The sequence below is a fragment of the Pseudomonas sp. PP3 genome (genome assembly GCF_905336995.1).
Lineage (GTDB): Bacteria > Pseudomonadota > Gammaproteobacteria > Pseudomonadales > Pseudomonadaceae > Aquipseudomonas > Aquipseudomonas reinekei.
In genome coordinates this window covers 3,115,361-3,137,896 of sequence record NZ_HG995459.1, presented here as the reverse complement: position 1 = coordinate 3,137,896, position 22,536 = coordinate 3,115,361, and the positions used below count along the sequence as shown (strand labels likewise).

17 protein-coding genes, 1 tRNA gene and 1 pseudogene are annotated in these 22,536 nt (G+C 58.7%); 12 read left to right on the top strand and 7 right to left on the bottom strand.

Annotated elements, in window-relative coordinates:
• Window position 1: 1 nt before the first annotated feature.
• The 5 genes from fdhE (at window position 2) to KHO07_RS14280 (ending at window position 5,607) form a co-directional block, all read left to right on the top strand.
• On the top strand, window positions 2-928 hold the full coding sequence (gene fdhE, locus KHO07_RS14300; protein ID WP_212627549.1) for a formate dehydrogenase accessory protein FdhE: 927 nt from the start codon (window positions 2-4) through the stop codon (window positions 926-928).
• A 51-nt stretch (window positions 929-979) separates the two neighbouring features.
• Window positions 980-2,410, top strand: coding sequence for an L-seryl-tRNA(Sec) selenium transferase (selA, locus tag KHO07_RS14295; RefSeq protein ID WP_212627548.1), 1,431 nt, complete (start codon window positions 980-982; stop codon window positions 2,408-2,410).
• On the top strand, window positions 2,407-4,314 hold the full coding sequence (selB, locus tag KHO07_RS14290) for a selenocysteine-specific translation elongation factor (RefSeq protein ID WP_212627634.1): 1,908 nt from the start codon (window positions 2,407-2,409) through the stop codon (window positions 4,312-4,314). The genes selA and selB overlap by 4 nt, the downstream gene beginning before the upstream one ends.
• 6 nt (window positions 4,315-4,320) lie before the next feature.
• Window positions 4,321-4,416, top strand: a tRNA-Sec gene (locus KHO07_RS14285).
• Between the two features lie 108 nt (window positions 4,417-4,524).
• Window positions 4,525-5,607 (top strand): AI-2E family transporter, encoded by a 1,083-nt coding sequence (locus KHO07_RS14280; protein WP_212627547.1) that lies wholly within the window; start codon window positions 4,525-4,527, stop codon window positions 5,605-5,607.
• Window positions 5,608-5,642: 35 nt separating this feature from the next.
• On the opposite strand, the gene KHO07_RS14275 is transcribed toward KHO07_RS14280, so the two are convergent.
• Complete coding sequence (locus KHO07_RS14275; protein WP_212627546.1) at window positions 5,643-6,290, bottom strand: MliC family protein; 648 nt, start codon at window positions 6,288-6,290, stop codon at window positions 5,643-5,645.
• 169 nt (window positions 6,291-6,459) lie between these two features.
• Here KHO07_RS14275 and KHO07_RS14270 point away from each other — a divergent pair, with 169 nt between their 5' ends.
• On the top strand, window positions 6,460-7,905 hold the full coding sequence (locus KHO07_RS14270) for a mechanosensitive ion channel family protein (RefSeq protein ID WP_212627545.1): 1,446 nt from the start codon (window positions 6,460-6,462) through the stop codon (window positions 7,903-7,905).
• Between the two features lie 60 nt (window positions 7,906-7,965).
• On the opposite strand, the gene KHO07_RS14265 is transcribed toward KHO07_RS14270, so the two are convergent.
• A complete protein-coding gene (locus KHO07_RS14265; protein WP_212627544.1) occupies window positions 7,966-8,796 on the bottom strand; it encodes an alpha/beta hydrolase in 831 nt (276 codons plus the stop codon).
• 84 nt (window positions 8,797-8,880) lie between these two features.
• Window positions 8,881-10,203 (bottom strand): OprD family porin, encoded by a 1,323-nt coding sequence (locus tag KHO07_RS14260; RefSeq protein ID WP_244858295.1) that lies wholly within the window; start codon window positions 10,201-10,203, stop codon window positions 8,881-8,883.
• A 254-nt stretch (window positions 10,204-10,457) separates the two neighbouring features.
• On the opposite strand from KHO07_RS14260, the gene KHO07_RS14255 reads away from it, so the two are divergent.
• A complete protein-coding gene (locus KHO07_RS14255) occupies window positions 10,458-12,584 on the top strand; it encodes a TonB-dependent siderophore receptor (protein WP_212627543.1) in 2,127 nt (708 codons plus the stop codon).
• Between the two features lie 294 nt (window positions 12,585-12,878).
• Here the strand turns inward: KHO07_RS14255 and KHO07_RS14250 are convergent, their stop codons facing one another.
• Together KHO07_RS14250 and KHO07_RS14245 are read right to left on the bottom strand one after the other, a co-directional pair.
• Window positions 12,879-14,177: a carbohydrate porin gene (locus tag KHO07_RS14250; RefSeq protein WP_212627542.1), complete on the bottom strand. Its 1,299-nt coding sequence runs from the start codon at window positions 14,175-14,177 to the stop codon at window positions 12,879-12,881.
• A 103-nt stretch (window positions 14,178-14,280) separates the two neighbouring features.
• Complete coding sequence (locus KHO07_RS14245) at window positions 14,281-16,686, bottom strand: glucose/quinate/shikimate family membrane-bound PQQ-dependent dehydrogenase (protein ID WP_212627541.1); 2,406 nt, start codon at window positions 16,684-16,686, stop codon at window positions 14,281-14,283.
• A gap of 380 nt (window positions 16,687-17,066) precedes the next feature.
• Between KHO07_RS14245 and KHO07_RS14240 the strand changes: the two genes are divergently transcribed.
• From KHO07_RS14240 to KHO07_RS14225, 4 genes and pseudogenes are all read left to right on the top strand, one after another.
• Entirely contained in the window at window positions 17,067-17,729 is a 663-nt protein-coding gene (locus tag KHO07_RS14240) for a dTMP kinase (RefSeq protein WP_212627540.1), read from the top strand.
• Window positions 17,730-17,827: 98 nt separating this feature from the next.
• Window positions 17,828-18,019 (top strand): annotated as a pseudogene (locus KHO07_RS29425) (hypothetical protein); the annotation flags it as partial.
• Between the two features lie 280 nt (window positions 18,020-18,299).
• On the top strand, window positions 18,300-18,689 hold the full coding sequence (locus tag KHO07_RS14230) for an antibiotic biosynthesis monooxygenase (RefSeq protein WP_244858294.1): 390 nt from the start codon (window positions 18,300-18,302) through the stop codon (window positions 18,687-18,689).
• Window positions 18,690-18,903: 214 nt separating this feature from the next.
• Window positions 18,904-19,461, top strand: coding sequence for a lipocalin family protein (locus KHO07_RS14225; protein ID WP_212627538.1), 558 nt, complete (start codon window positions 18,904-18,906; stop codon window positions 19,459-19,461).
• 144 nt (window positions 19,462-19,605) lie between these two features.
• On the opposite strand, the gene KHO07_RS14220 is transcribed toward KHO07_RS14225, so the two are convergent.
• Window positions 19,606-20,475, bottom strand: a complete 870-nt coding sequence (locus KHO07_RS14220) for an SDR family oxidoreductase (RefSeq protein ID WP_212627537.1) — start codon at window positions 20,473-20,475, stop codon at window positions 19,606-19,608.
• A 114-nt stretch (window positions 20,476-20,589) separates the two neighbouring features.
• On the opposite strand from KHO07_RS14220, the gene KHO07_RS14215 reads away from it, so the two are divergent.
• Window positions 20,590-21,510, top strand: a complete 921-nt coding sequence (locus KHO07_RS14215) for a LysR family transcriptional regulator (RefSeq protein WP_150732909.1) — start codon at window positions 20,590-20,592, stop codon at window positions 21,508-21,510.
• Window positions 21,511-21,563: 53 nt separating this feature from the next.
• Here KHO07_RS14215 and KHO07_RS14210 read toward each other — a convergent pair whose 3' ends face one another.
• Window positions 21,564-22,532, bottom strand: coding sequence for an oxidoreductase (locus KHO07_RS14210; RefSeq protein ID WP_212627536.1), 969 nt, complete (start codon window positions 22,530-22,532; stop codon window positions 21,564-21,566).
• Window positions 22,533-22,536 lie beyond the last annotated feature (4 nt).

Here is a 22,536-nt window from a genome sequence, read left to right as displayed (position 1 = left end):
CTTGCCAACCATTCTTGAACCCGGACAAATCGAAGCGGCGGCCAGTTCGCCGCCGTTTCTGTACCTGCCGCCACCTAATCTGTTCAGCCTGCGTGCACAACGCCTTGAGCTACTGGCCGTGGATCATCCGTTGGCCGATTACCTGTGGTTGATCGCAGGCTTGTGCCGGGTACAGCAACAGCTTCTGGACGACCCGCCGCCAGGTGCACCACTGGACATGCAGCGCATCGAACTGTGCCAGCAACATGGCTTGCCACCGTTCGCCGCCGACAGCCTGACCCGCGAGGACGACTGGCAACCGTATCTGGACGCGTTGTTGCAGCGTTACGCGCCGCCCGCTCAACCGGCCGTGATCGAGGCGTTGGCAACGTTGCGCGCAGCCAGCTCCGGCCAACGTCGTGCCTGGGCTGTGGCGCTGGTCAGCGGCCAATATTCACTGGTGCCGGCGGCGTTGGTGCCGTTTCTCGGCGCCGCCCTGCAAGCGGCCTGGAGCCATTGGCTGTTGAGCACGCCCAACCTGCAACTCAAGCCCGGTGACAGCCTCAGCCAGTGCCCGTGTTGCGGTTCGCCGGCCATGGCCGGGGTGATCCGCAATCGCGGCAAACACAACGGTTTGCGCTATCTGGTCTGTTCGTTGTGTGCCTGCGAGTGGCATGTGGTGCGGGTTAAATGCGTGTATTGCGAGCAGAGCAAAGGCCTGGAATACCTGAGCCTGGAAGACGATCGCCACGCCGCCAATCAGGCACCGCTGCGCGCCGAGGTGTGCCCCGGCTGCAACAGTTATCTGAAATTGATCTACCTGGAAAATGATGCGGCCGCTGAAGCGTTGTCGGCGGATCTCGGCAGCCTGATGCTGGACATGCGCCTGGCCCAGGACGGCTACCAGCGTCTGGCGCCGAATCTGTTGCTGGCTCCCGGAGACGAATGACCACAGCGTCTACACTCTGGCGCGACGGTCTTTCGATTTCAGGAGTGCCAGATGTCCGCCAGCGGTGCCAGCCCCCACCTGCGTTTGCCTTCCATCGACAGCCTGTTGCGTCATCCGGCGTGTCAGCCTTTGGCCGAGCGCTATGGGCGCGACGCGTTGCTGAAGACGTTGCGGCAGTTACTCGATGAATTGCGCGAAGCCGTGCAACAGGGTTTGGTCCAGGCGATTGAAGTCAGCCCTGAAGTGCTGGCGGGTCGTGTGGGCGAACGTCTGCAGGTTCAACACCGCAGCCATGTGCGCCGGGTGTTCAACCTCACCGGCACGGTGCTGCATACCAACCTTGGGCGGGCATTGTTACCGGATGAGGCGATAGAAGCGGTGCAAATGGCTGCGCGCTATCCACTGAATCTGGAGTTCGACCTTGACAGTGGCAAGCGCGGGGACCGCGACGATCTGATCGAAGGCTTGATCCGCGAACTGACCGGCGCCGAAGCGGTGACCGTGGTCAACAACAATGCCGCCGCCGTGCTGCTGAGCCTTAACAGCCTGGGTGCACGCAAGGAAGGCATCATCTCCCGGGGCGAGCTGATCGAAATCGGCGGAGCCTTTCGCATCCCCGACATCATGGCCCGTGCCGGGGTCAAACTGCATGAAGTCGGCACCACCAACCGCACCCACGCCCGCGACTATGAAGCCGCCATCGGACCGCGCAGCGGTTTGATCATGCGGGTGCACGCGAGCAACTACAGCATTCAAGGCTTCACCACCTGCGTACCGACCGCCGAGCTGGCGCAACTGGCGCATCAGCACGGTTTGCCGCTGCTCGAAGACCTCGGCAGCGGCAGCCTGCTGGATTTGACCCGATGGGGTTTGCCCGCTGAGCCGACGGTGCACCAGGCACTGCTTGATGGCGCGGATATCGTCACCTTCAGCGGCGACAAATTGCTCGGTGGCCCGCAAGCCGGGTTGATTGTCGGGCGCAAGGAACTGATCGGTAAAATCAAGAAGAACCCGCTCAAACGCGCCTTGCGCGTCGACAAGCTGACCCTCGCCGCCCTTGAAGCGGTGCTCGGCCTGTACCGTAATCCGGACCGTCTGGCCGAACGTCTGCCCAGCCTGCGCCTGCTGACCCGACCACAGGCCGACATCCTTGCTCAGGCCCAACGCCTGCAATCAACCTTGGCCAGACAATTGGGCGAAGGCTGGAGCGTCAGCGCGTTGCCGGCGCAGGGCATGATCGGCAGTGGCAGCCAACCGGTGGCGCGTTTGCCAAGCGCTGCGTTGTGCTTGCGCCCCAACACCAGCAAACGCCTGCGGGGCCGATCGCTGCTGGCGCTGGAGTCGGCACTGCGAGGGTTGCCGATTCCGGTGCTTGGCCGCATCGATGACGACGCGCTGTGGCTGGACTTGCGGCAACTCGACGACGAACCGGCATGGCTGGCGCAGCTCGATCAATTGAAGGTGGAGGGCCGGGCAGGGTGATTGTCGGCACGGCGGGGCACATCGACCACGGCAAGACAGCGTTGCTGCAGGCCTTGACCGGCCAGGCGGGTGATCGGCGCCGGGAAGAGCGCGAGCGCGGTATGACCATCGACCTCGGCTATCTCTACGCCGAGCTGGAGCCAGGCGCGCCCCTGACCGGTTTCATCGACGTGCCGGGGCACGAGCGCTTCACCCACAACATGCTGGCCGGGGCGCAAGGCATTGATCTGGTGTTGCTGGTGGTGGCCGCCGATGACGGCGTGATGCCGCAGACACGAGAGCATCTGGCGATTGTCGAGCTGCTGGGTATTCCTCGTGCCGTTGTGGCGATCACCAAGTGCGACCGGGTCGAGCCACCCCAAGTGGACGCCGTGCGCGAGCAAGTCACTGCATTGCTGGCACCCGGGCCTTACGCCGCTGCGCCATTGATTGCGCTGTCGAGCGTAACCGGGCAGGGCGTCGACACCTTGCGTGAGGCGCTGCTGCAAGCTCAGCACGAGGTCGAACAACGCCGTCTCGAGGGGGGGTTCCGGCTCTCTATCGATCGCGCATTCAGCGTGGCTGGCGCCGGTATCGTGGTCACCGGCACGGCCGTGTCCGGGCAGGTTGCGGTGGGCGATACGTTGGTCCTCGGCCCGCTCGGCAAATCCGTGCGCGTGCGCGGCCTGCATGCGCAGAACCAGGCCGCTGAAGTCGCGAGTGCCGGGCAGCGTGTGGCGTTGAACCTCAGCGGTGAACGCCTGGCGCTGGAGCAGATACATCGAGGTCAGTGGCTCGCGGCAGAGTGGCTGTACGCGCCGACTCAACGCCTGGACATCGACTTTCAATTACTGCCCGGTGAGTCGCGCGCGTTTGAACATTTTCAGCCGGTTCACGTGCACATCGGTACGCAAGATGTCACCGGCCGCGTGGCGCTGCTGGAGGGGGCGACCCTGGCACCGGGCGAGCGGATGATCGCGCAGATCCTGCTCAATTCACCGGTGCAGGCGGTGAAGGATGATCCGCTGATCCTGCGCGACCAGAGTGCTCAACGAACCCTGGGCGGTGGCCGCGTCCTCGATCCGTTCGCCCCGAGCCGACATCGCCGTAGCCCGGAGCGCTTGGCCCAGCTACAGGCGTTGGCGGCGAGCAGTCGCCTGGAAGACGTGCTGTCGGCGTTGCTGGCCAACAGCGAAACCGGGCTCGATCCGCAACGCCTGGAACGTCAGTTCAATCACCCGCGAGCGAATTGGTTACTGCCTGAAGACGTGTGCCTGATTGAAACCCGGCAGGCGCCGGTGTTGTTCAGTAGCCTGCGGTGGCAAACGTTGCAGGATGAACTGTTGCAGCACCTGGCGCGCTTTCACCAATTGGAACCGGATCAAATGGGGCCGGACCGCGATCGCTTGCGCCGTTTCACCGGGAGCGCGCTTGAACGCTCAACGTTCATGAGTCTGCTCGACCTTCTACTCGCCAAGGGTGCGATTGCCGCCAACGGGGCATGGTTGCATTTGCCAGAACATCAGGTGCGTCTGAGCGAGGCGGATGAAGCGCTGTGGCAGCAACTGCAACCGCTGTTCGACGCGGCGGGCTTTGATCCGCCGTGGGTACGCGAGCTAGGCCACGACGAGGTGGCTGTGCGTTCGTTGCTGCGCAAGATGGCCAGGCTCGGGTTGGCGCATCAGGTGGTCCGTGACCTGTTTTATCCCGACGCAACGATCCAGCGTTTGGCGGCTATGCTGTTGCAACTGGCCGATGATAATCCGGTGATACAGGTTTCGGCGTTTCGTGATGCCGTGGGGCTGGGCCGCAAGCGCAGCATCCAGATTCTCGAATACTTCGACCGGCTCGGCCTGACAAGGCGCTTTGGCGATCGCCGCCAGATACGCCTGGACAACGCCTTGGCCCGGCAATCCGGGCACTGAATTCAAGGAAGGTAATCGCGCCCGGTGGCGCGGCCGGGCTTCAAACCCGGTTGGGGACGGCATCCGTTCCCGGGCAGGTTCGACTCCGGCTACCTTCCGCCATTTTCCTGTGCTGAATATTGACGCTTACACGAGCATCACGTTTGCCGATGTGCGTCTATGCTGGGCAAACGACTTCCTACCTTCGCAGTGCACTGTAAGGAGATTTCCATGGTGCCTATACCGCTGTCAGAGAAGGCCTTGTCCCGCGGATTGCTGGATGTGCTGATCCGCGCCGGACTGATTGTTGTGCTGGTGTTGTTCTGTTTCGAGATATTCAGCCCGTTCCGTGACTTGATGCTGTGGTCGGTGATCCTGGCGATCACGTTGTATCCGCTGCAACAGCGACTCAGAGGGCCATTGGGGCACAAGGACGGCCGCATTGCGACGGTGATCGTGCTGGTGGCGATCATCATTCTCATGGTGCCGATCTATCTGTTGGGCACGTCGATTGCCGACTCCGTGGAAGGCGCGATGAGCGTCGTCAAGGAGGAGGGGGTGCGTATTCCGGCGCCGGCGGAGTCTGTGGCGCAATGGCCACTGATCGGCGACAAGGTGTATGCGCTGTGGCAACAGGCGGCCACCGATCTTCCCGGGCTTACAGCCAAATACATCCCGCAAATCAAAGGCTTCAGCCTCGGCTTGCTGGGCAAACTGGCCGGTGTCGGCATGGGTTTCCTGACCTTTATCTTTTCGTTGATCATCGCCGGGATTTTCATGGCCTACGGTGAAGCCGGCAGCCGTGCTTCGGTACAGATTGCCTCGCGGATCAGCGGGCCGGACAGAGGCCCCAGCATCGCGGCCTTGTGCACGGCAACCATCCGTGCGGTAGCGCTTGGCGTGGTGGGTATCGCCTTCATTCAAATGCTCCTGGTCGGGCTCGGCTTTGTCCTGAAGGGCGTTCCCGGCGCTGGCCTGCTGGCACTGGCGGTGCTGTTGCTGGGCATCATGCAACTGCCGGCGACGCTGATCACCGTGCCGGTGATTGCCTATGTCTTCGCCACCGAAGGCCCCAGCACCGTCACCATTGTGTTCGCCATTTTCGTGTTCGTTGCCGGCCTGGTGGACAACGTGCTCAAGCCATTGCTGCTGGGGCGTGGTGTGGACGTGCCGATGCCGGTGGTGTTGATTGGCGCGCTGGGTGGCATGGTCACCAGCGGCATCATTGGTTTGTTCATTGGCCCGGTGATACTGGCGGTCGGTTATCAACTGTTTTGGCAGTGGGTACGGGATACACCGCCAGCCGCATTGTGATCAACGTGCGTTGGCTGAGCCGTACGGCCTGAACTTCAGCCCGTCGGCTCAGCCGTGCAGTTGAGCATTCCCGAGCCGGGCTTCTGGAACAGGACGGCATTGCCGTCTTGCCGGAAGCTGTAGCTTCCCTGCGCATCCTTGCCGATGTATTGCGTACCGACATCACTCGGCACCTGGGTCAGCGTGATCGAGCTATTCGCCCATGCCAGGTAAACCACACCTGGTTGCGTGGTGAAGAACGTCGCGGCAACCAGAGCATTCAGCCCAGTGCAGCGAAATGCCAGGGGGCCTTCGGTGAGTCTGTACGGGTCTTTGGTCCTGACAATGGCCGAGCCTTGGCGCAGTTGGTGCGCGCGCTTGGCATAACTGCTGATCGTGCAGCCTCGGGGATCAGACCCGGAGGCACACTGGTTACGGGCATCCATCCAGAACTGTTGGTCGATCAGCACTTTATCCGGGCGCGGGACGGAATGCTCATCCGTCAGCGCCAGGCGATAAAGGCGCATCAGCTCGATATCCATCTGTGCCAGTTGCGAGTCGCGACAGATGAGCTTTTCTACAGTCGCTGTTGCCTGGTTGCAGTCGTAGCTGGTGGTGAAGGACGCAGCGTGTGCGCAAGGAAGCGTCACCAGGCAGGCGCTGGCAGCGAATAAAGAGATGAAACAGGCCATGACCGTTTTCATGTTGGCGTCACACAGATCACCGGAGTGGCTGGGGTGTATCGCAGTGTAAGTCAGTGTTCAGAACTTGCCACGTCGGCTGACGGCTGGGTGGCAGGAAAGGGCTATCCTGAATGGGCGGATCCAGGTCCGCGGCAGTGTGGTGATCATTGGCCCGAGCGGGAGATACCTGATGTTGTCCTTGTTCACTGAAAGCCCGTTAATGGGCGGCCTGGTCTTGATCCTGATCGACATGGTGATGTGGCGAGTGGTCGCTTCCCAGCGCTACAACTGGAAAGTGCTGGCGCGGGTGGTCATTTTTTCGTTGTACAGCGCGCTGTTGTTCCACCAAGGCCTGAGCCCGTGGGAGCCGGCCCCCCCGGTCAGTGACACAACGCTGCAGATTGCGACCACGTTGCTGCAGATTATGTGGTGGCTGTTCGGCGCACGTACCCTCACGGTGATAATCGGCGCGGTCATGATGTACCGGGTAGGGCACACCGGGCGTTTGCTCCAGGACCTGCTCGGCGCGGTGATTTTCCTGGTCGCGGTGATCGCCGCTCTGGCCTATGTGCTCAATCTGCCGGTCAAGGGCGTGCTGGCGACATCCGGCGCCCTGGCGATCATTGTCGGTCTGGCCCTGCAAAGCACCCTCAGCGATGTGTTTTCCGGGATCGTCCTCAATACCACCAAGCCCTATCAAATCGATGACTGGATCGCGATCGACGGCACCGAAGGCCGGGTGACCGATATCGATTGGCGCGCAACGTTCCTGCAGACCTCCCAAGGCAACATGATCGTGATCCCCAATTCAATGGCAGCCAAGGCCAAGATCACCAACTTCAGTCGGCCCACCGACATGTTCGGGGTCTCGATCAGCTTGCTCATCAGCCCCCTGGTGCGCCCGAACCGGGTGTTCGATGCCCTTGAACGGGCAGCCCAGGGGTGCCGCATCCTGCTGACCAAACCGGCCCCCAAAGTGACAATCAAAAGCACCGGCGGAAATGGCGTGGAATACGAAGTCAGCGGTTTCGTGGTGTCGATGGATCAGAAACGCTCGGTGCGCAACCAGCTCTACGATCTGGCGTATCGGCATTTGCAGGCGGCCGGCATCAACTGGTTGTCGACCGTTGAATCGAGCTTGCCACCCGTGCAGTCAAAAGCACGGGGATTGCTGGACAACGCGAGCATTTTCGCGACGACCTTGAGCGAGGAAGAAAAGGACGATGTCAGCCAGGCCATGACCCGGCAGATCTTTCAGCCGGGTGAAGTGATTTTGCCCGCCGGACAGGTCAGCGAGCACCTGTACATTATCGAATCAGGGGTGGTGACGGTGGCCCTGAGCCGGGCCGGCGTGAAGTTCGAAGCCGGGCGCATGGGGCCGGGCGAGGTGATTGGCGAAGGCGGGATCGTCTCGGGCACGGCGTTACCGGCGGAGTTCGCCGCGCTGACATTCTGCAATCTGTACCGGATCGAAAAGGAATTCTTCAGACCGTGCGTGGAAGCCCGCCATGACATTGGTGAAGCGATGAAAGCGTTGCTGGATTTCCGTTTGCAGATTGCGCACACGATGACTCAGGAAGAGCCGAAAGCTATTGAGAAGAGGGGGTTCCTGCAGTGGTTGCGTCGGCGGGTTTGATTGGAAACGCGCTTATGACCTGAACAAAACAGGGGCCTTCGAGGCCCCTTTTGCCGACTGTCAGCCGCGTACAAACGCCAAGATATCAGCATTGATTTCAGCCGCATTCGTCGTCGGCATGCCGTGTGGAAAACCGGCGTACGTTTTCAGGGTACCGTTCTTCAACAACTTGACGGATAGAGGCGCAGAGTCCGCGTATGGCACGATCTGGTCATCATCACCGTGCATGACCAGCGTCGGAACCTCGATGCTCTTCAAGTCCTCGGTGAAGTCTGTTTCAGAAAACACCTTGATACAGTCATATTGGGCTTTGGCTCCACCCATCATGCCCTGGCGCCACCAGTTCTCAATAGTGCCTTGCGAGACCTTGGCGCCTGGACGATTGAAACCGTAGAACGGGCCGGTTGGAACGTCCAAATAGAACTGCGCGCGGTTTTCAAGCAATGCCTTACGAAGTCCATCGAAGACCTCGATGCCGAGTCCCCCTGGATTCTTATCCGACTTGACCATGATCGGAGGCACGGCACTGACAAGCACCGCTTTGGCAACACGACCCGGCTTGGCGCGGGCGACATAGCGAGCCACTTCGCCGCCACCGGTGGAGTGGCCGACATGAATCGCACCTTTAAGGTCCAGTGCATCGGTCAACTCGGCGACATCGGCGGCGTAGGTGTCCATGTCATTACCTGTCCACGCCTGCGTCGAGCGTCCGTGACCGCGACGATCGTGCGCAATGACGCGAAAGCCTTTTTCCAGGAAAAACATCATCTGGTTGTCCCAGTCATCGGCACTGAGTGGCCAGCCGTGGTGAAACATGATCGGGGTCGCATCTTTTGGGCCCCAGTCTTTGTAAAAGATCTCGGTGCCGTCTTTTGTTGTGATCGAGGTCATGGTGTCATTCCCTGCTGTTGGTGGTTGAGCTTTGTTTTGCGCGGCAGCCAACATTCCGCAAGTAAATGTTGGCGAGTCAGGTGGTTAAAACGGCCCAAACTTGATCGGGTATTCGATCACGATATAGATCCTGTCGATGTCATCACCGCCTTGAGCGCTGTTTGCCCGATGTGTCACATGGGAGAGTTGGAGCGACAAGTCCTTGGCCGCCCCCGACTGCACAACGTAGCGTAGATCGATATCGCGCTCCCAATGGCGCCCTCCATCGCCTTGTTGGGGCACGTACTGTCCCAGTGCTTCATCGAAAGGGTTATAGCCACCCCCTTGTGGCGCGTGGGTTCCGTCGATACCGCGCCCGGTGACGTAGCGGGTCATGAATTTCAACCCGGGCGCGCCAAGGCTGCTCAGGTCAAGGTCATAGCGCACCTGCCAGGAACGCTCGCGCGGGCCATTGAAGTCGGCGTACTTGATGGAGTTGGCCAGGTAAATGGAGTCGCCACCCACGAAGTCAAACGGCGTGTCGCCGTTGATCTTTTGATAGGCGAGGGTGAAGGCATGAGCCCCGGCGGTGTACTTTCCGGACAGGCTGTAGGCGGTATTATCGATGGCCCCGGCGACGGCATCGCCATAATCGGTTGTGTGATAAACGTTGCTGTCCAACAACACCCCGGACTGCTTCATGTGCAGGTTGGCGTAGTACTGGCGCCATGTGTCGCTCAGTTGTGAAGCGTAAAGGGCGCCGCCCAGCGGGCGCTCTTCAAAAAGATTGGCGCCGATGAAATCGATACTCCCGGTTTCGGTACTGACACCGTAGCCGGAGAAGTTGCCTTTGCTGGTCGAAGCGTTCTGATTCTTGAAGGCGGTGAAGTGGCCTGCGAGCCAATGCACGTCATTGCTTTCACGGCTATCCACCAGAAAACCAGTGGCGTACTCGGGCTGCAGGCGTTTGTCCGCGGTGTCGAACACTGGGGTTTCCACCATCATTTCGCCGAACGCCAAGGTGGTACGGGAGGCGCGCAACTTAAGGGCGCCTCCTGCGCTGGAGTAATCGTCTTCGCTTCGACCCTCCTGATCGAGGGGCAGCAGTCCCGTTCCGGAATGCCCCTTCCCACCGTCCAGTTTCAACCCCAAAAAAGCATGGGCATCCAATCCGACACCAACGGTGCCGCCGGTAAAACCGGATTCAAATGAGCTGATGAAACCCTGGGCCCATTCTCGGGTGTAGTTCTTGCCTGAAGGCGAGGGGGCTCGAAAGTCATTGTTGAGGTAGAAATTTCGGCTGAGTACTTCAAATGACGAGCCGTCCCGAAACCCTGGCGAGCTTTCAGTGGTGTCGGAGGCCAAGGCTGTTCCGCTGCGGGCGCAGATGGACAAAAGCAGGCAACACGTGACGCTTCGAACAATCACTTGTTGCCCGCCGAGTCATTCATCGTTTGCATGGCCATCGTCTCCTGGTAGTCCGAAAAATGGTCGCGCATCGTGTACATCAAGAATTGAGCAGACGTGCTGTTTTTTAGGGGGGGCGCAATCACTTCATTTGGGCAGCGTTTAGCGCATGTAAATGCGAATACGTATCAAAGGCTGATGAGTTGGTATACCATGCGCCGCATTTCATTGGCACGAATGCCGTCCCATTTGGCTCTTATCACAAGGTTTTTTCGATGCGTCGTACTTTGGTCTCTGTCTGTGTGCTTCAGGCGTTTTCCGCGGCTTCTTGGGCGGAGCAGGTGACAACCGATAAAGCCAGTCTGGAGCTGCAAGCGACCGACATCGTTGGTGTTGCGGACTTTGAAACAGCGTTAGGGCCGGTGGATGGCTATCGGGCGACGCGTTCGGCCAGTGCGACTCGTACCGACACGTCGATCCATGAAACACCGCAATCGATCACGGTGGTGCCCAAGGATGTCGTGGAGGACATCAGTGCCACCCGTTTGCAGGACGCGCTCGACTACGCTGGCGGGGTGGGGCGGGCCAACAACTTTGGCGGCCAGGGCCTGACGACTTTCACCGTGCGTGGGTTTACCACCGGCGAGTTCTATCGCAACGGCTTTCCGATCAATCGCGGTTATCCGAACATGCCTGATGCGAACACCATCGAGCGACTCGAAGTGCTGCGAGGGCCGGCGACCATGCTCTACGGCCGAGGTGATCCGGGTGGCACCTTCAACGTCATCTCCAAGCAACCACTGGCCGTGCCCACGGTCACGCTGGGCAGCCAACTCGATGACCAAGGCATGAAGCGGGGCACGCTGGATGCTTCCGGCCCGCTGGATGAAGAAGGTCGCCTGGCTTATCGCCTGAATGTGGTGGGTGAGGGCGGTGATACCTTCCGCGATCATGTTGAAACCGAACGCTATGGCGTGACACCGGTTATTTCCTGGCAGGCCAACGACGCCACCAAGGTGATCTTCGAGGGCGATTTCATGCGCAATAATCACCCGCTGGATCGTGGCGTGACGCGCTATCCGAATCAGATCGGCACCGCGTCGCGTGACACGTTCTTTGGTGAAAAAGACGTTGGCAAATTGCACAACGACAACAACATGGCGCAGTTACGTTTCGAGCATCTGCTGAGCGATAACTGGACCTTGGGCGGTGGTTTCCAATGGCTCGATGGCACCCTTGAAGGTAATGCCGTAGAGGCCAATGGGGTTGCGGCCGACGGACGCACCCTGGGCCGCAACTTCAACTACAGGAAGCTTGAGTGGACGGACAAGGACACTCAACTGAACCTCACGGGGCATTTCTCCATCGGTGGGTTTGATCACACCCTGTTGACCGGTGTCGAATACGAAGATTACGACTACAAGTCGATCATCCAGCGTTCCAGTGGCGCGGTCAGTGCCTACCCGATTGATATCTTCAACCCGGTCTATGGCCAGCCTCGTCCAGCCCTGACCCGCACGCCCACCCACGACAAGGAAAACCTCAAGACCTACGCGGCCTTCGTCCAGGATCAGGTGGCGTTGACTGAGCGTCTGAAAGTCCTGGTAGGCGCCCGTTTCGAGCGTTTCGAGCATGACTACCAAACCTTTGTGCCGGGTGGTCGAAGCTGGGAGGCGAGCGACAATGCGGTGACGCCGCGACTCGGGGTGGTTTATGACCTGACCGATACCGTGGCGGTCTATGCCGATACAGCGCGTTCCTTCAAACCCAATACCGGAGCCAGCCGAGAGGGTGGTGGCTTTGATCCGGAAGAGGGCAAGTCCTATGAAATGGGGATCAAATGGGAAGCGCTGGATAGCCAGCTGAGTGTTGACGCGGCGATCTACCAGATTGAAAAACGCAACGTCCTGACTACCGATCCGGTGGACTCGACCTTCAGCGTGGCCGCTGGCGAGGTCCGTAGCCGTGGCTTTGATCTGAACGTGGCAGGTAATCTGACCCCGCAGTGGCGGGTGATTGGTGGCTACGCGTATGTCGACGCCGAGGTCACCAAAGACAACGTGATCCAGTCGGGCACCCGATTGATGAACATTCCGAAGAACAGCTTCAGCTTGCTCAACGTTTACGAATTCCAGGATGGCAATCTGAAAGGACTGGGATTGGGCGTGGGCGGCAAGTACGTCGATGAGCGTGCAGGCCAGACGGCTAACACGGCGTTTTCGATGGGCAGCTACACCGTTGTCGACTTGCTCGGCTTCTACAAAGTAAACGACAAGGTCAGGCTTAATCTGGATGTGAAGAACGTGTTCGACCGAGACTATGAAGAAGGCGCCTTTGGTAATGTCTACGCTTACCCCGGTGAGCCGAGAACAGTTCAAGTCGGTATTTCTTACACCTTATAAGGCCTGTCACAGCCTTTTGCGGTGGGTGTTATGGGGCGGGGTGGACTGCGTAATCGAACAAAAAAACCGGCCTTGCGCCCAATGCTGCTCAGTTAAGAGATAGAGCGAGCAATCAGTAACCTGTGGCGAGGGAGCTTGCTCCCGCTGGACTGCGTAGCCGTCCCATTTTGGGGGCCGCTTCGCGCCCCAGCGGGAGCAAGCTCCCTCGCCACAGTTACAATGTTCGTCCTTGACTGAGCAGCATTAGGCCTTGCGCCGGTTTTCCTGTTTCTTTGAGGCTTCCTTGATCGAGATTCAGAGCGCGGCTTTCACCTGCAAACCGAGCACCAACGCATTGTCGATGTCTTGCCCGGAAAACGCGCCGGGTTCGATGATGTATTGCACATTCGGGCGCAACGTCAGCCAAGGCGTAGCCTGGTAGCCGTAGCCAAACTCGATCAGTTGTTCGGCACTGTCCAGATTCGGCAATGCTGTGCCATTGGCGAGCGCGGCGTCCTGCTGCACATCCCGGCTGCGCGGATTGGGCACGGCCCGGCCATAGCCCAGAGCAACGGTGTCACGCGGGCGACCTTCGAACGGTTTGTACAGAACCATGCCGGCGCCGTACCACTTGCTGAACGGTGAAGCCGCTTCGCTGGCCGCCGAGTATTGACCGAAGGCATGCAGACTGCGGCCCTCGGAGGATTGCGAGCTCCAAACGGCCTGATCAATCAGCAGGTAATGACCGCCGCGGCCGGACACTTCTTTATCGCTGCCGATACGTTTCACGTCGGAACTGTCGTAGTAGTAGCCCACCTTGTACTCGCCGGGTAACTCACCCGCGTGCTTGTACACCAGTTCGATCGGCACCACGGTGCCGGTGGTATGTTTCGGGCCCAGATGCCAGGCACGGCTGGAATTGCCGTTGCTTTCAGGATCGACATTGAAGGCCGCCACACGCAGTTGCCAGGACGACGACAGGTCGTACTTCACGCGTACGCCCAAGTGGGCGTTGGGGTAGTTGGTCCAGCCACTCCCGCCGGACATGTTCAGCGGATGACCGCAGAAACCGGCGTTCATGAAGTTGCAGAGAATGCCACTGTCCAGGCCACCGAGGTCGTTGCCCATGGCCATGTAACCGAGCTTCACGTTAAGCGCCGGGGTGAACAGGCTGCGCTCGTAACTCAGTTCAGTCAGCCGAGTGTAGAGACCGCCGTAGTTTTCCTGAATGGGCAGACGGTTGCCAACCAGATCCTCGGAGGCGCTGTTGCCGCGTCGGTCGTTGATGGTCAGCTGAATCTTGCCCGCGTTATCCACGCCATACAGTTTGCTCAGGTCGAACTGCGCGCCGAGCTTGATGTTCTGCGAGTAACGGGCCGAACGGTGCAGCCCGCCATCGGCGTTGTAGGCGGTTTCGCCGCTGTAATCGCCGGTGAATTTAATGCCTTCCTGATCCATCTGGTGGCGGAGGCCACCCCAATCACCGGTCAGCGTATGGCGGGTCAATAGATTCGAGTCGGTATCGGCGAAGGCGGGAAGGGTGGTGCTGCAGGTCAGGCCCAATAGCAAGCCGTTAAGCCAGCCTGCATGAGAAAAGCGGACAGCCAAAAACATGTGAATCGTCCTGGTGGAATCTTGAATGATTTCGCAAAGCGGCGCGGCACCCGCAGGTGCCGCGCCCGGGGAGAATGCCCGCCAGCGAGGCGGGCACCGCGGCTTACGGCAAGGCGTAAGCCATGACGTAGTCGCCGCGATCGGTCGACTGGCGCGCACCACCGGCAGTGATGACGACATATTGCTTGCCGGTCTTCGGTGAAACGTAGGTCATCGGGCCGCCCTGGCTGCCGACGGGCAGGCGGGCTTTCCATACCTCTTCACCGTTACCGCTGTTGAAGGCGCGCAGGTAGAAATCCTGAGTACCGGCGATGAAGATCAAGCCACCTTGAGTCGAGAGGGTGCCGCCGAGGGTCGGCAGACCAATCTTGATCGGCAGGTGCATGCGGATACCCAGGGGACCGGTGTCTTCAACGGTGCCGACCGGAACCTGCCAGGCGACTTTCTGTGTCTTCATGTCGATGGCGGTCAGTGTGCCGAACGGTGGTGCCTGACAAGGAATGCCGGCCACCGACAGGAAGCGGTTTTTGTTCACGGCGTAAGGCGTGCCCTTGAGTGGAACGGCGCCCATGCCAGTGTTCAACGCTTCGCCACCGGAAGTGGCCTGGCCTTTGTTTTGCGACGGGATCATCTGAATCCACAGACCCAGACGCATGTCGTTGACGAAGATGAAACCGTGCACCGGGTCAGTGGAGATGCTGCCCCAGTTCATGCCACCCAGCGACCCCGGGAAACTCAGCGACTTATCGGTGCCCGGCGCGGTGTAGAGACCGTCATAACGCATCGATTTGAAATCGATACGGCACAACAGCTGGTCGTACGGCGTTGCACCCCACATGTCGGATTCGGTCAGGTGCTGGGCACCGATCTGCGGCATGCCCACCGATTTCGGTTGGGTTGGCGAGTATGGTTCGTCTGGGATGTTTGCCGCTTTGACCGGTACTTCTTTAACGTCGGTCAGCGGTTTGCCGGTCGCACGATCGAGCACATAGATCTGCCCGGCCTTGGTGCCGATGACCAGCGCCGGTACGGTTTTGCCGTCCTTGGCGAAGTCGATCAGGCTTGGCTGCATCGGCAGGTCGAAGTCCCAGAGGTCGTTGTGAACGGTCTGGAACACCCAGCGCTCTTCACCGCTGGTGGCGTCCAGCGCCAGGATCGAGGCGCCGTAGGTGTGATCGAGCTTGCTGCGTTCAACACCATAGATGTCGGTGGACGAACTGCCCATCGGCAAGAATACGGTGTTGGTCGCCGGGTCGTAGGACATCGGCGCCCAGCTGTTCGGCGTGCTGCGCGCATAAGTGCTGCCGTCGGCCGGTGCATTGCGATCCTGCGGGTTGCCCGGGTCAAACGCCCAACGCATGGCGCCGGTGATCACATCAAACCCACGGATCACGCCGCCCGGCATGTCGGTTTGCACGTTGTCGGCCACGCGACCGCCAACCACTACGGTGGTGCCCGCCATCAGCGGTGCGGAAGACAACTGATAATAGCTGTCCGGCACATCACCCAGGCCTGCCTTCAGGTCGACCTGACCGTTGTTGCCGAACCCCTGGCAGAACTCGCCGGTGTCGGCATCGACTGCGATCAGGCGAGCATCAATGGTATTGGTCAGCAGTCGGCGCTGGCAGTTGGCTGCCGGGGCAGGTTTGGCTTCGATGATGCTCGAATTGCCTGGCTGAGCGATTGCCTTAGTGGCATCGAAATAGGCCATGCCACGGCAACGCTGCCAGACTTTTGACTTTGCGTTGATCGCGTTTTTCCAGAGTTCCTTGCCGGTGTCGGCATCCAGTGCGATCAGGTTGTTGTGCGGGGTGCAGATGAACACCTTGTTGCCGACCTGCAGCGGGGTGAGCTGGTCTTCGGCGCCATTGCCATCGCTCTCGGCGACGTCACCGGTGTGGTAGGTCCACGCGACCTGCAACTTGTCGACGTTGTTGCGGTTGATCTGATCCAGCGCAGCAAAGCGGCTACCGCCCTCGGTATTGCCGTAGTGAGCCCAGTCCTTTTGCGCGTTGGCTGGCTCGACGGGCGTCAGGCCCGGGCCAGTGCCGGTGGCGGCGACCGTCGGGTGCGCAACAAACATGTTGCCAGCGGCCACCGCCAGCGCAATCGCCAACACAGCAGCGATGCCATAGGCGCCGCGGCCAGGGACGCCACCATCGGCGCGCTTGAGCAGCGGGTAGACCAGCGTGACCGCCAGGCCAACGGCGCTGAACATGAACAGGCGCGAGAAGACCGGCCAGAACTCCAGCCCGGCATCACTCACAGCCCAGATCGCCGTGCCCACCAAAAACGCAGCGAACAGCCACGCGCCGGCTGTTTTGAAGCGGGCGATCAGCAGACCGGAAATGGTCATCACCAGCCCACCCACCAGGAAGTACCACGACCCTCCCAGGCTAACCAGTTTCACGCCACCTGCAGCCAGTGCCAAGCCGAGGAGGGCGATGATCACGCCCAGCCCGACCAGAATGAATTTTGATATGCCCGAGAGGCGTTGACTCTGCTTCACGTTAAATGTCCCGTTGAAATGATGGGTGCATTATATAGATAGCTAACTACCTAGTTAAATCATAAATTATGATTCAAGCGTAGTTCGCTGCTCAATTTCGCGCCTGAGCGAAGACCCGCGCGCCTCACGGATTTGCGCGATCATTGAAACGTTAGCAAAAGGCTTTGTTATGTCAGAGATTTGCGGATTTGTGACAGGTATGGATCGAGTAGTACTGCGCGATCCAGCCCTGGACGTTGAGACTCGTTAGCCAGAAACCGGGTTAGACTGGTCATCAATGTCTGCTCATAAGCTCCCTTCACTCGATTCACGTAGCCGCGCCACGCAGTCTCAGCGAACGAACAGGGCAAAAAAACCGTATCTCTATCGTTATGTGAAAAATGAATCGTCCGCTGTTTGTTTCTCTGGATGGGCCCAAGGGCGCTGGCAAAACCACACTGTTGGAGGCCGTTACGAAAGCACTAAGGGCCGACAACAAAATGGTGATCCGGCTATGCGAGAGAAAAAGCGATCCCCATAGGGGTGAAACAATGGCCCTCGTAAACAAACTCGTCAGAAATCCCACCCGCAATCTGGAATTGGAGATTTGTCAGCGCCTTGCTGATAGCCGCAGCTGGATTTCCCGGCACGTGCTACCTAAACAGCCACCAGGCAGCATCATCTTGATTGATCGCTGGTACCCGTCTGATGCCGCGTTTCGCCGGATAGTCCCGTTTGCTGAGATTCTACAATTGAACATTGATCGAAACGTGCGCGTGCCAGACCTGCATGTCGGGGTGGTTACCGCCCCTGAAATTTCATGGGCGAGGGCAGCGGCACGACGGCGTGGGCTAAGCAGCACGGTGATGCACACGCTGGAGGAACATGTCGCTTGTACCACGGCGTTCGAGCAAGCGACTTCGGATAACGGCTGGTTTTTATGCCGTAATGAAGGAACGATCGAAGACGCAACGATGCAGGTGGTTTCGGAAATCCATAGGGTCCTTCGATGCCACGCAGGCGAGTCTGGCTGCGCAGGTGTAGATGCAGTGAGAGTGCCGTAGATCCCAATCACCGTTCATCCACTGCGCTGCACTTGTACCGCTTGGCCGTTTCTCATGTACAAGCACGGACATCCCGCGCATGAGTACGGAGGTTCAGCATGGACATTGACGAGAACGCACCTGGCAACAAATCTCAGCAGCCCGAAACGCGCACGACAGACAACGAAACCGGCCATGACCCAAGGCGGGATGCGGCCGAAGTTCCGCTGCCGCCGGATGACGAGGCGCCTGTCGCCGAAGACATGACTGACGTGGATGCAAATAACTCGGTATCGAGTGAGCATCCAGAAGCTGGACGCAGCGGTCGAGTCGATAACCCTGACGCCGACCCACAGATGAACGATCAGGACGAAACCGATTCGGAGGTTCGCGGTATGCCTGCGAGTGACCCTGAATCAGGTGCCTGAAAAAGTACGGGTACGGCCCTATTGGGTAGGCATCACACCCCTGGGTTGGACAAACTCGCTTGGGAGGATTCGTGCATTCATAACAGTTATCTGATTAGCTCATGAATGCTCTCCGAGCGAGGGCAGTAGCATTACTTCGCTAATAACCATCAGAGAACTATCAATGCGGAAATCAGCCCTGCACGTCACTGTTGTCATGAGTTTTCTTTGGGTGGGATCAGTGCTTGCCGCACCGCCGCCAGAAAAGGTCGTGCGGATTGCGCAACTGGTGATTGATCCGGCGCAACTGGCGGCCTATCAGGTTGCAGTCAAAGAGGAAATGGCCGACTCCGTTCGTCTTGAGCCGGGTGTTCTGGCGATTTATTCGGTTGCGGAAAAAGAACACCCAAATCGGCTGCACTTCTTTGAAATCTACGCAGATGAGGCCGCGTATCGAAGCCATATCGCGTCTGCGCATTTTCAGAAGTACGTGAAAACGACCCAGTCGATGATCATTTCGAGAGTGTTAGTCGAAACCGAACCTGTTCAACTCAGCACTCAGCCCGGTCGATGATCGATTGCCCGGAAGTGGCTGGCGGGTAGGAGACTTCCGCGCTGTTCAAGCTGGTTTTCAACGGAAGAAAGTGATGAAGAATGTGAAGGTAATGGCGATTGCGAGGGCGGGCCTGGTGCTTTTTTGAACGCAGCCATCAAGAAATCGATAGCACTTTTCACTCTCACCTTCCTCCAATGACATGTGCGTTTCTCCTGACAACCTGGAGGTCTATATGTCGACTCGCAAGATCGTTCTACTTTCCTGTCTGGGTTTGGCACTCGCTGGGTGCGCTGGCTCAAGCCAGGAACCCCCTCCCACCACCATGCAAGTCGACCTGAAAAAATACCAGGGCACCTGGTACGAGCAGGCCAGATTGCCGATGTTCTTTCAGCGCAATTGCCAGCAGTCAGAAGCGCATTATGGTCTACGTGATGATGGCCGCATTGACGTCACCAATCGTTGCAGGGAACAGGATGGTGACTGGAAAGAGGTACAGGGAATTGCCGAATCCCAGCAGCCAGGAAAGACTGACAAACTGTGGGTGCAATTTGATAACTGGTTCAGCCGCATTGCACCGGGAGTAACCAAAGGTGAGTATTGGGTGCTTTACCACGACCCCGCCTACCAGTACGCACTGGTCGGCCACCCGAACCGGGAATATCTATGGGTGCTTTCACGCGCATCTGAGATTGACGGCGTCAACCGCGAACAGCTGCTAAAGATTGCTCAGCGACAGGGGTATGACATCAGCAAACTAATCTGGCGTCCGGCAGCTCCGACCAAGCCCTAGTCAACTTGTAATGGTGCTCAGGCAGCAGTCTGCCGATTGCTGCCTGACGTGGGGCAAGTCGGTGAAATACCCGCCTCAGTTCAGCGCCTCCAACAAAAAAGGAGCGGCCTGTTCTTCGCATCGAAGGGGACAATAAACGAATATTTAGAGCGAGAAAGCCACCCGTAAAATACCCTCAAGATCTTCCGGCTTGCGACCCAACAGTTTTTCAAGCGCATCACTGCTCTCGTCAAAAGCACCTTTATCAATGGCATTACCCCAGCCGCTGAGGAACTTCGCGACTGCGGACGGCCAGCCGTCACTTTCGCGAGCAGCGATGAATGCTTCAACGGAAACGGGTTGGTAACCGATCGGTTTGCCCGTTATCCGAGCCAACGCGTCAGCGATGTCCTGAAATGACCAGGTCTGTCCGGCATTCAGCAGGCAAGTGCGATTTTCATACCCTGTTTGGGTTAGCAGTGCAGCTCCTGCCTCTGCAAGCTCTGCATAAGTGGCGAAGCTGGCTCGACCTTTACCTGTAGGGGCGCTGAAGGTTTGATTTGCAGCATTTGCACCAATGAGGAGTGGCAAATCGTTGGCGTACAGCGGATGTTGAACAATCGTATACGTGAGGCCTGACTTCTCAAGGAATCGCTCCGTAGCGATATCGCTCTCCGTCACCCCTTCGATAGGTGCCAGCTCATCGTTGATCCGTTGAATGCTGGTGTACACCACATGGCGAACGCCCGCCCGGCCGGCAGCAGTGATCACGTTTTTATGCTGGGCAAGACGATCACTGAACGCTACGGCAGACACCAAGTAGACTTTTTCCACCCCTTCGAACGCCGCCACCAGCGAGTCGTAGTCGGTGTAATCCCCTTGGCGCACTTCTATACCCAATGCGGCCAGAGGCTCAGCCTTTTCAGTATCTCGTGCCATCGCCACTACATCTGATGCCGGGATTTTTTCTACCAGTGAACGCAACACAGCAGTGCCCAATCTGCCTGTCGCGCCCGTAACGAGAATTTTTGCCATGATGTTTTGCTTTCCAGTCTTGATATCAGGAGGAAGCCCATCATGACCAAAGCATCAAGGTTTAATTAGTCTTCAATAGGTAGAATCATCTTCAACCAAAAGTTGGAGGTGATCATGGAAACTCTGGGCAATCTTGAATCCTTTGTTCGTGCTGCAGAATCCAGGAGCTTTTCCGAAGCCGCACGGCGCATGGGGATTTCTGCTGCCGCCGTCAGTAAAAATGTGGCGCGACTTGAAGCCAATCTGGGTACGCGATTGTTCCACCGCAGCACTCGAAGTCTCACCCTCACCGAGGCTGGAGAGTTGTTTTACCAAGAAGTCGCGCGAGGCCTGGATACCATCCAGGGGGCCATTAACCAGTTAGGCGATACTCGAGAAGCCCCGGCGGGCCGACTGCGGGTAAATTTGGCACCGTCTTTCGCTTACGATTATGTCTTGCCACTGCTCAAGGAGTTCAAGCAGCGTTACCCCGCTGTGGTGCCGGATTGGCACTTGGAAATCCGTCGCGTGGATTTGATAGGTGAGGGTTTTGATGTCGCTATCGGTGGCGGCATGGAGTTGTCACCAGGCGTCGTGGCACGAGAATTGGCCAAACTGCATCTCGTGGCTGTCGCTGCTCCGTCATGGCTGGAAGGCAAGCCGCTCCCCACTACGCCCAGCGAGTTGCAGGGGGCTGATGGCATCGTAATGCGTTCGACCAACTCAGGGCGTTTGCTGAACTGGACGCTTCGGGATTCCGGGGAAGGGCGGTGCGACCTCAATCTAAAACCTGCAGCCATCATGAACGATCCAGAAGCGCTGTGTAGCTGTGCCGTGATGGGGCTAGGTGTCGCGCTGCTACCCCTGGATCGCGCCTGGCCTCGATTGCAACGCGGTGAGTTGGTTCGATTGTTACCTGACTGGTATGTAGACTTGGGGGTGGTCTCGATTTACTACTCTTCGAAAAAATCGTTGCCTGCGAAAACACGGGTGTTCGTCGATTTTCTATTGGCGCATTTTCAAGAATCGCTCTGCCAACACTTCCGTGCCGATTGACGCATAGCGTAAGAGAACCCATCGGCCCAAGGTGATCGGCCCGTTTTGGTTAATCAGTCAATCGTCATTCCGGTCCACTGTTCTGATATGGACCAAAGGCGTTCGGCAAAATGCGGATTGCTTGCCCATTTGGCAACGCCGTGGCGTCCGGAGTCCGGTTCGTTAACAGGCGCGATATTACTGTCTTCGCAATAGACACCGCCCAAGCCGTTCAGCGTAGTGCTGGTCGCGCACCAGAGGCCGGTCGCAGCGCCTTGCTCAAGCGATTTCAATCCCGTCTCGGGCGATACTCGTGGTCGACCGTGTTCATCCAGCACATCAAATGCGGCAATTTCTTCGACACTCAAGTGGCGTGCAAGATCAGTCAGAATTTGACCTGGATGCAGCGAAAAAGCCCTCACGCCTTGCGCACAGGCGCGTCGGTCCAGTGCCATTGCAAACAGCGCGTTGGCAGTCTTTGATTGGCCATATGCTACCCACTTGTCATAGGGGCGATGTATGAAATCAATGTCTTCGAAATCGAGCCCTGCGATCTGGTGTCCTCGCGACGAGACTGACACAACTCTCGCGGCACCCGCCGCAGTCAGGGCAGGCCATAGGCCGCAGGTCAGGCGGTAGTGACCAAGATGATTAATAGCGAACTGCCCCTCGTGTCCTTCGCTGTCGCGTTTGAGTGGGGTCGCCATCACCCCTGCGCAATTGATCAAGAGTGAGACAGGGTAACCGCGACTGACGATGCTTTGGCTAAACGCTTGAACCGAATCGGGCTTGATCAAATCCATGTCCTGCACGGCAACGCCCTCAATACCAGCGAGGGCGGTGAGGGCGCGTACCGGATCCCGGGCCGGCACGATAACTTGCGCACCGGCCTTGGCCAGGCTTTTCGTGGTGATCAGACCGATTCCAGAATAACCACCAGTGACGATGGCGAGTTGCCCGGTCAGATCTACGCCTGCCATGACGTCCGCTGCGGTACTGGCGGCGTTGAATGGCGTATGAATGGGTTTTTGGGGACTGGCCATGAGA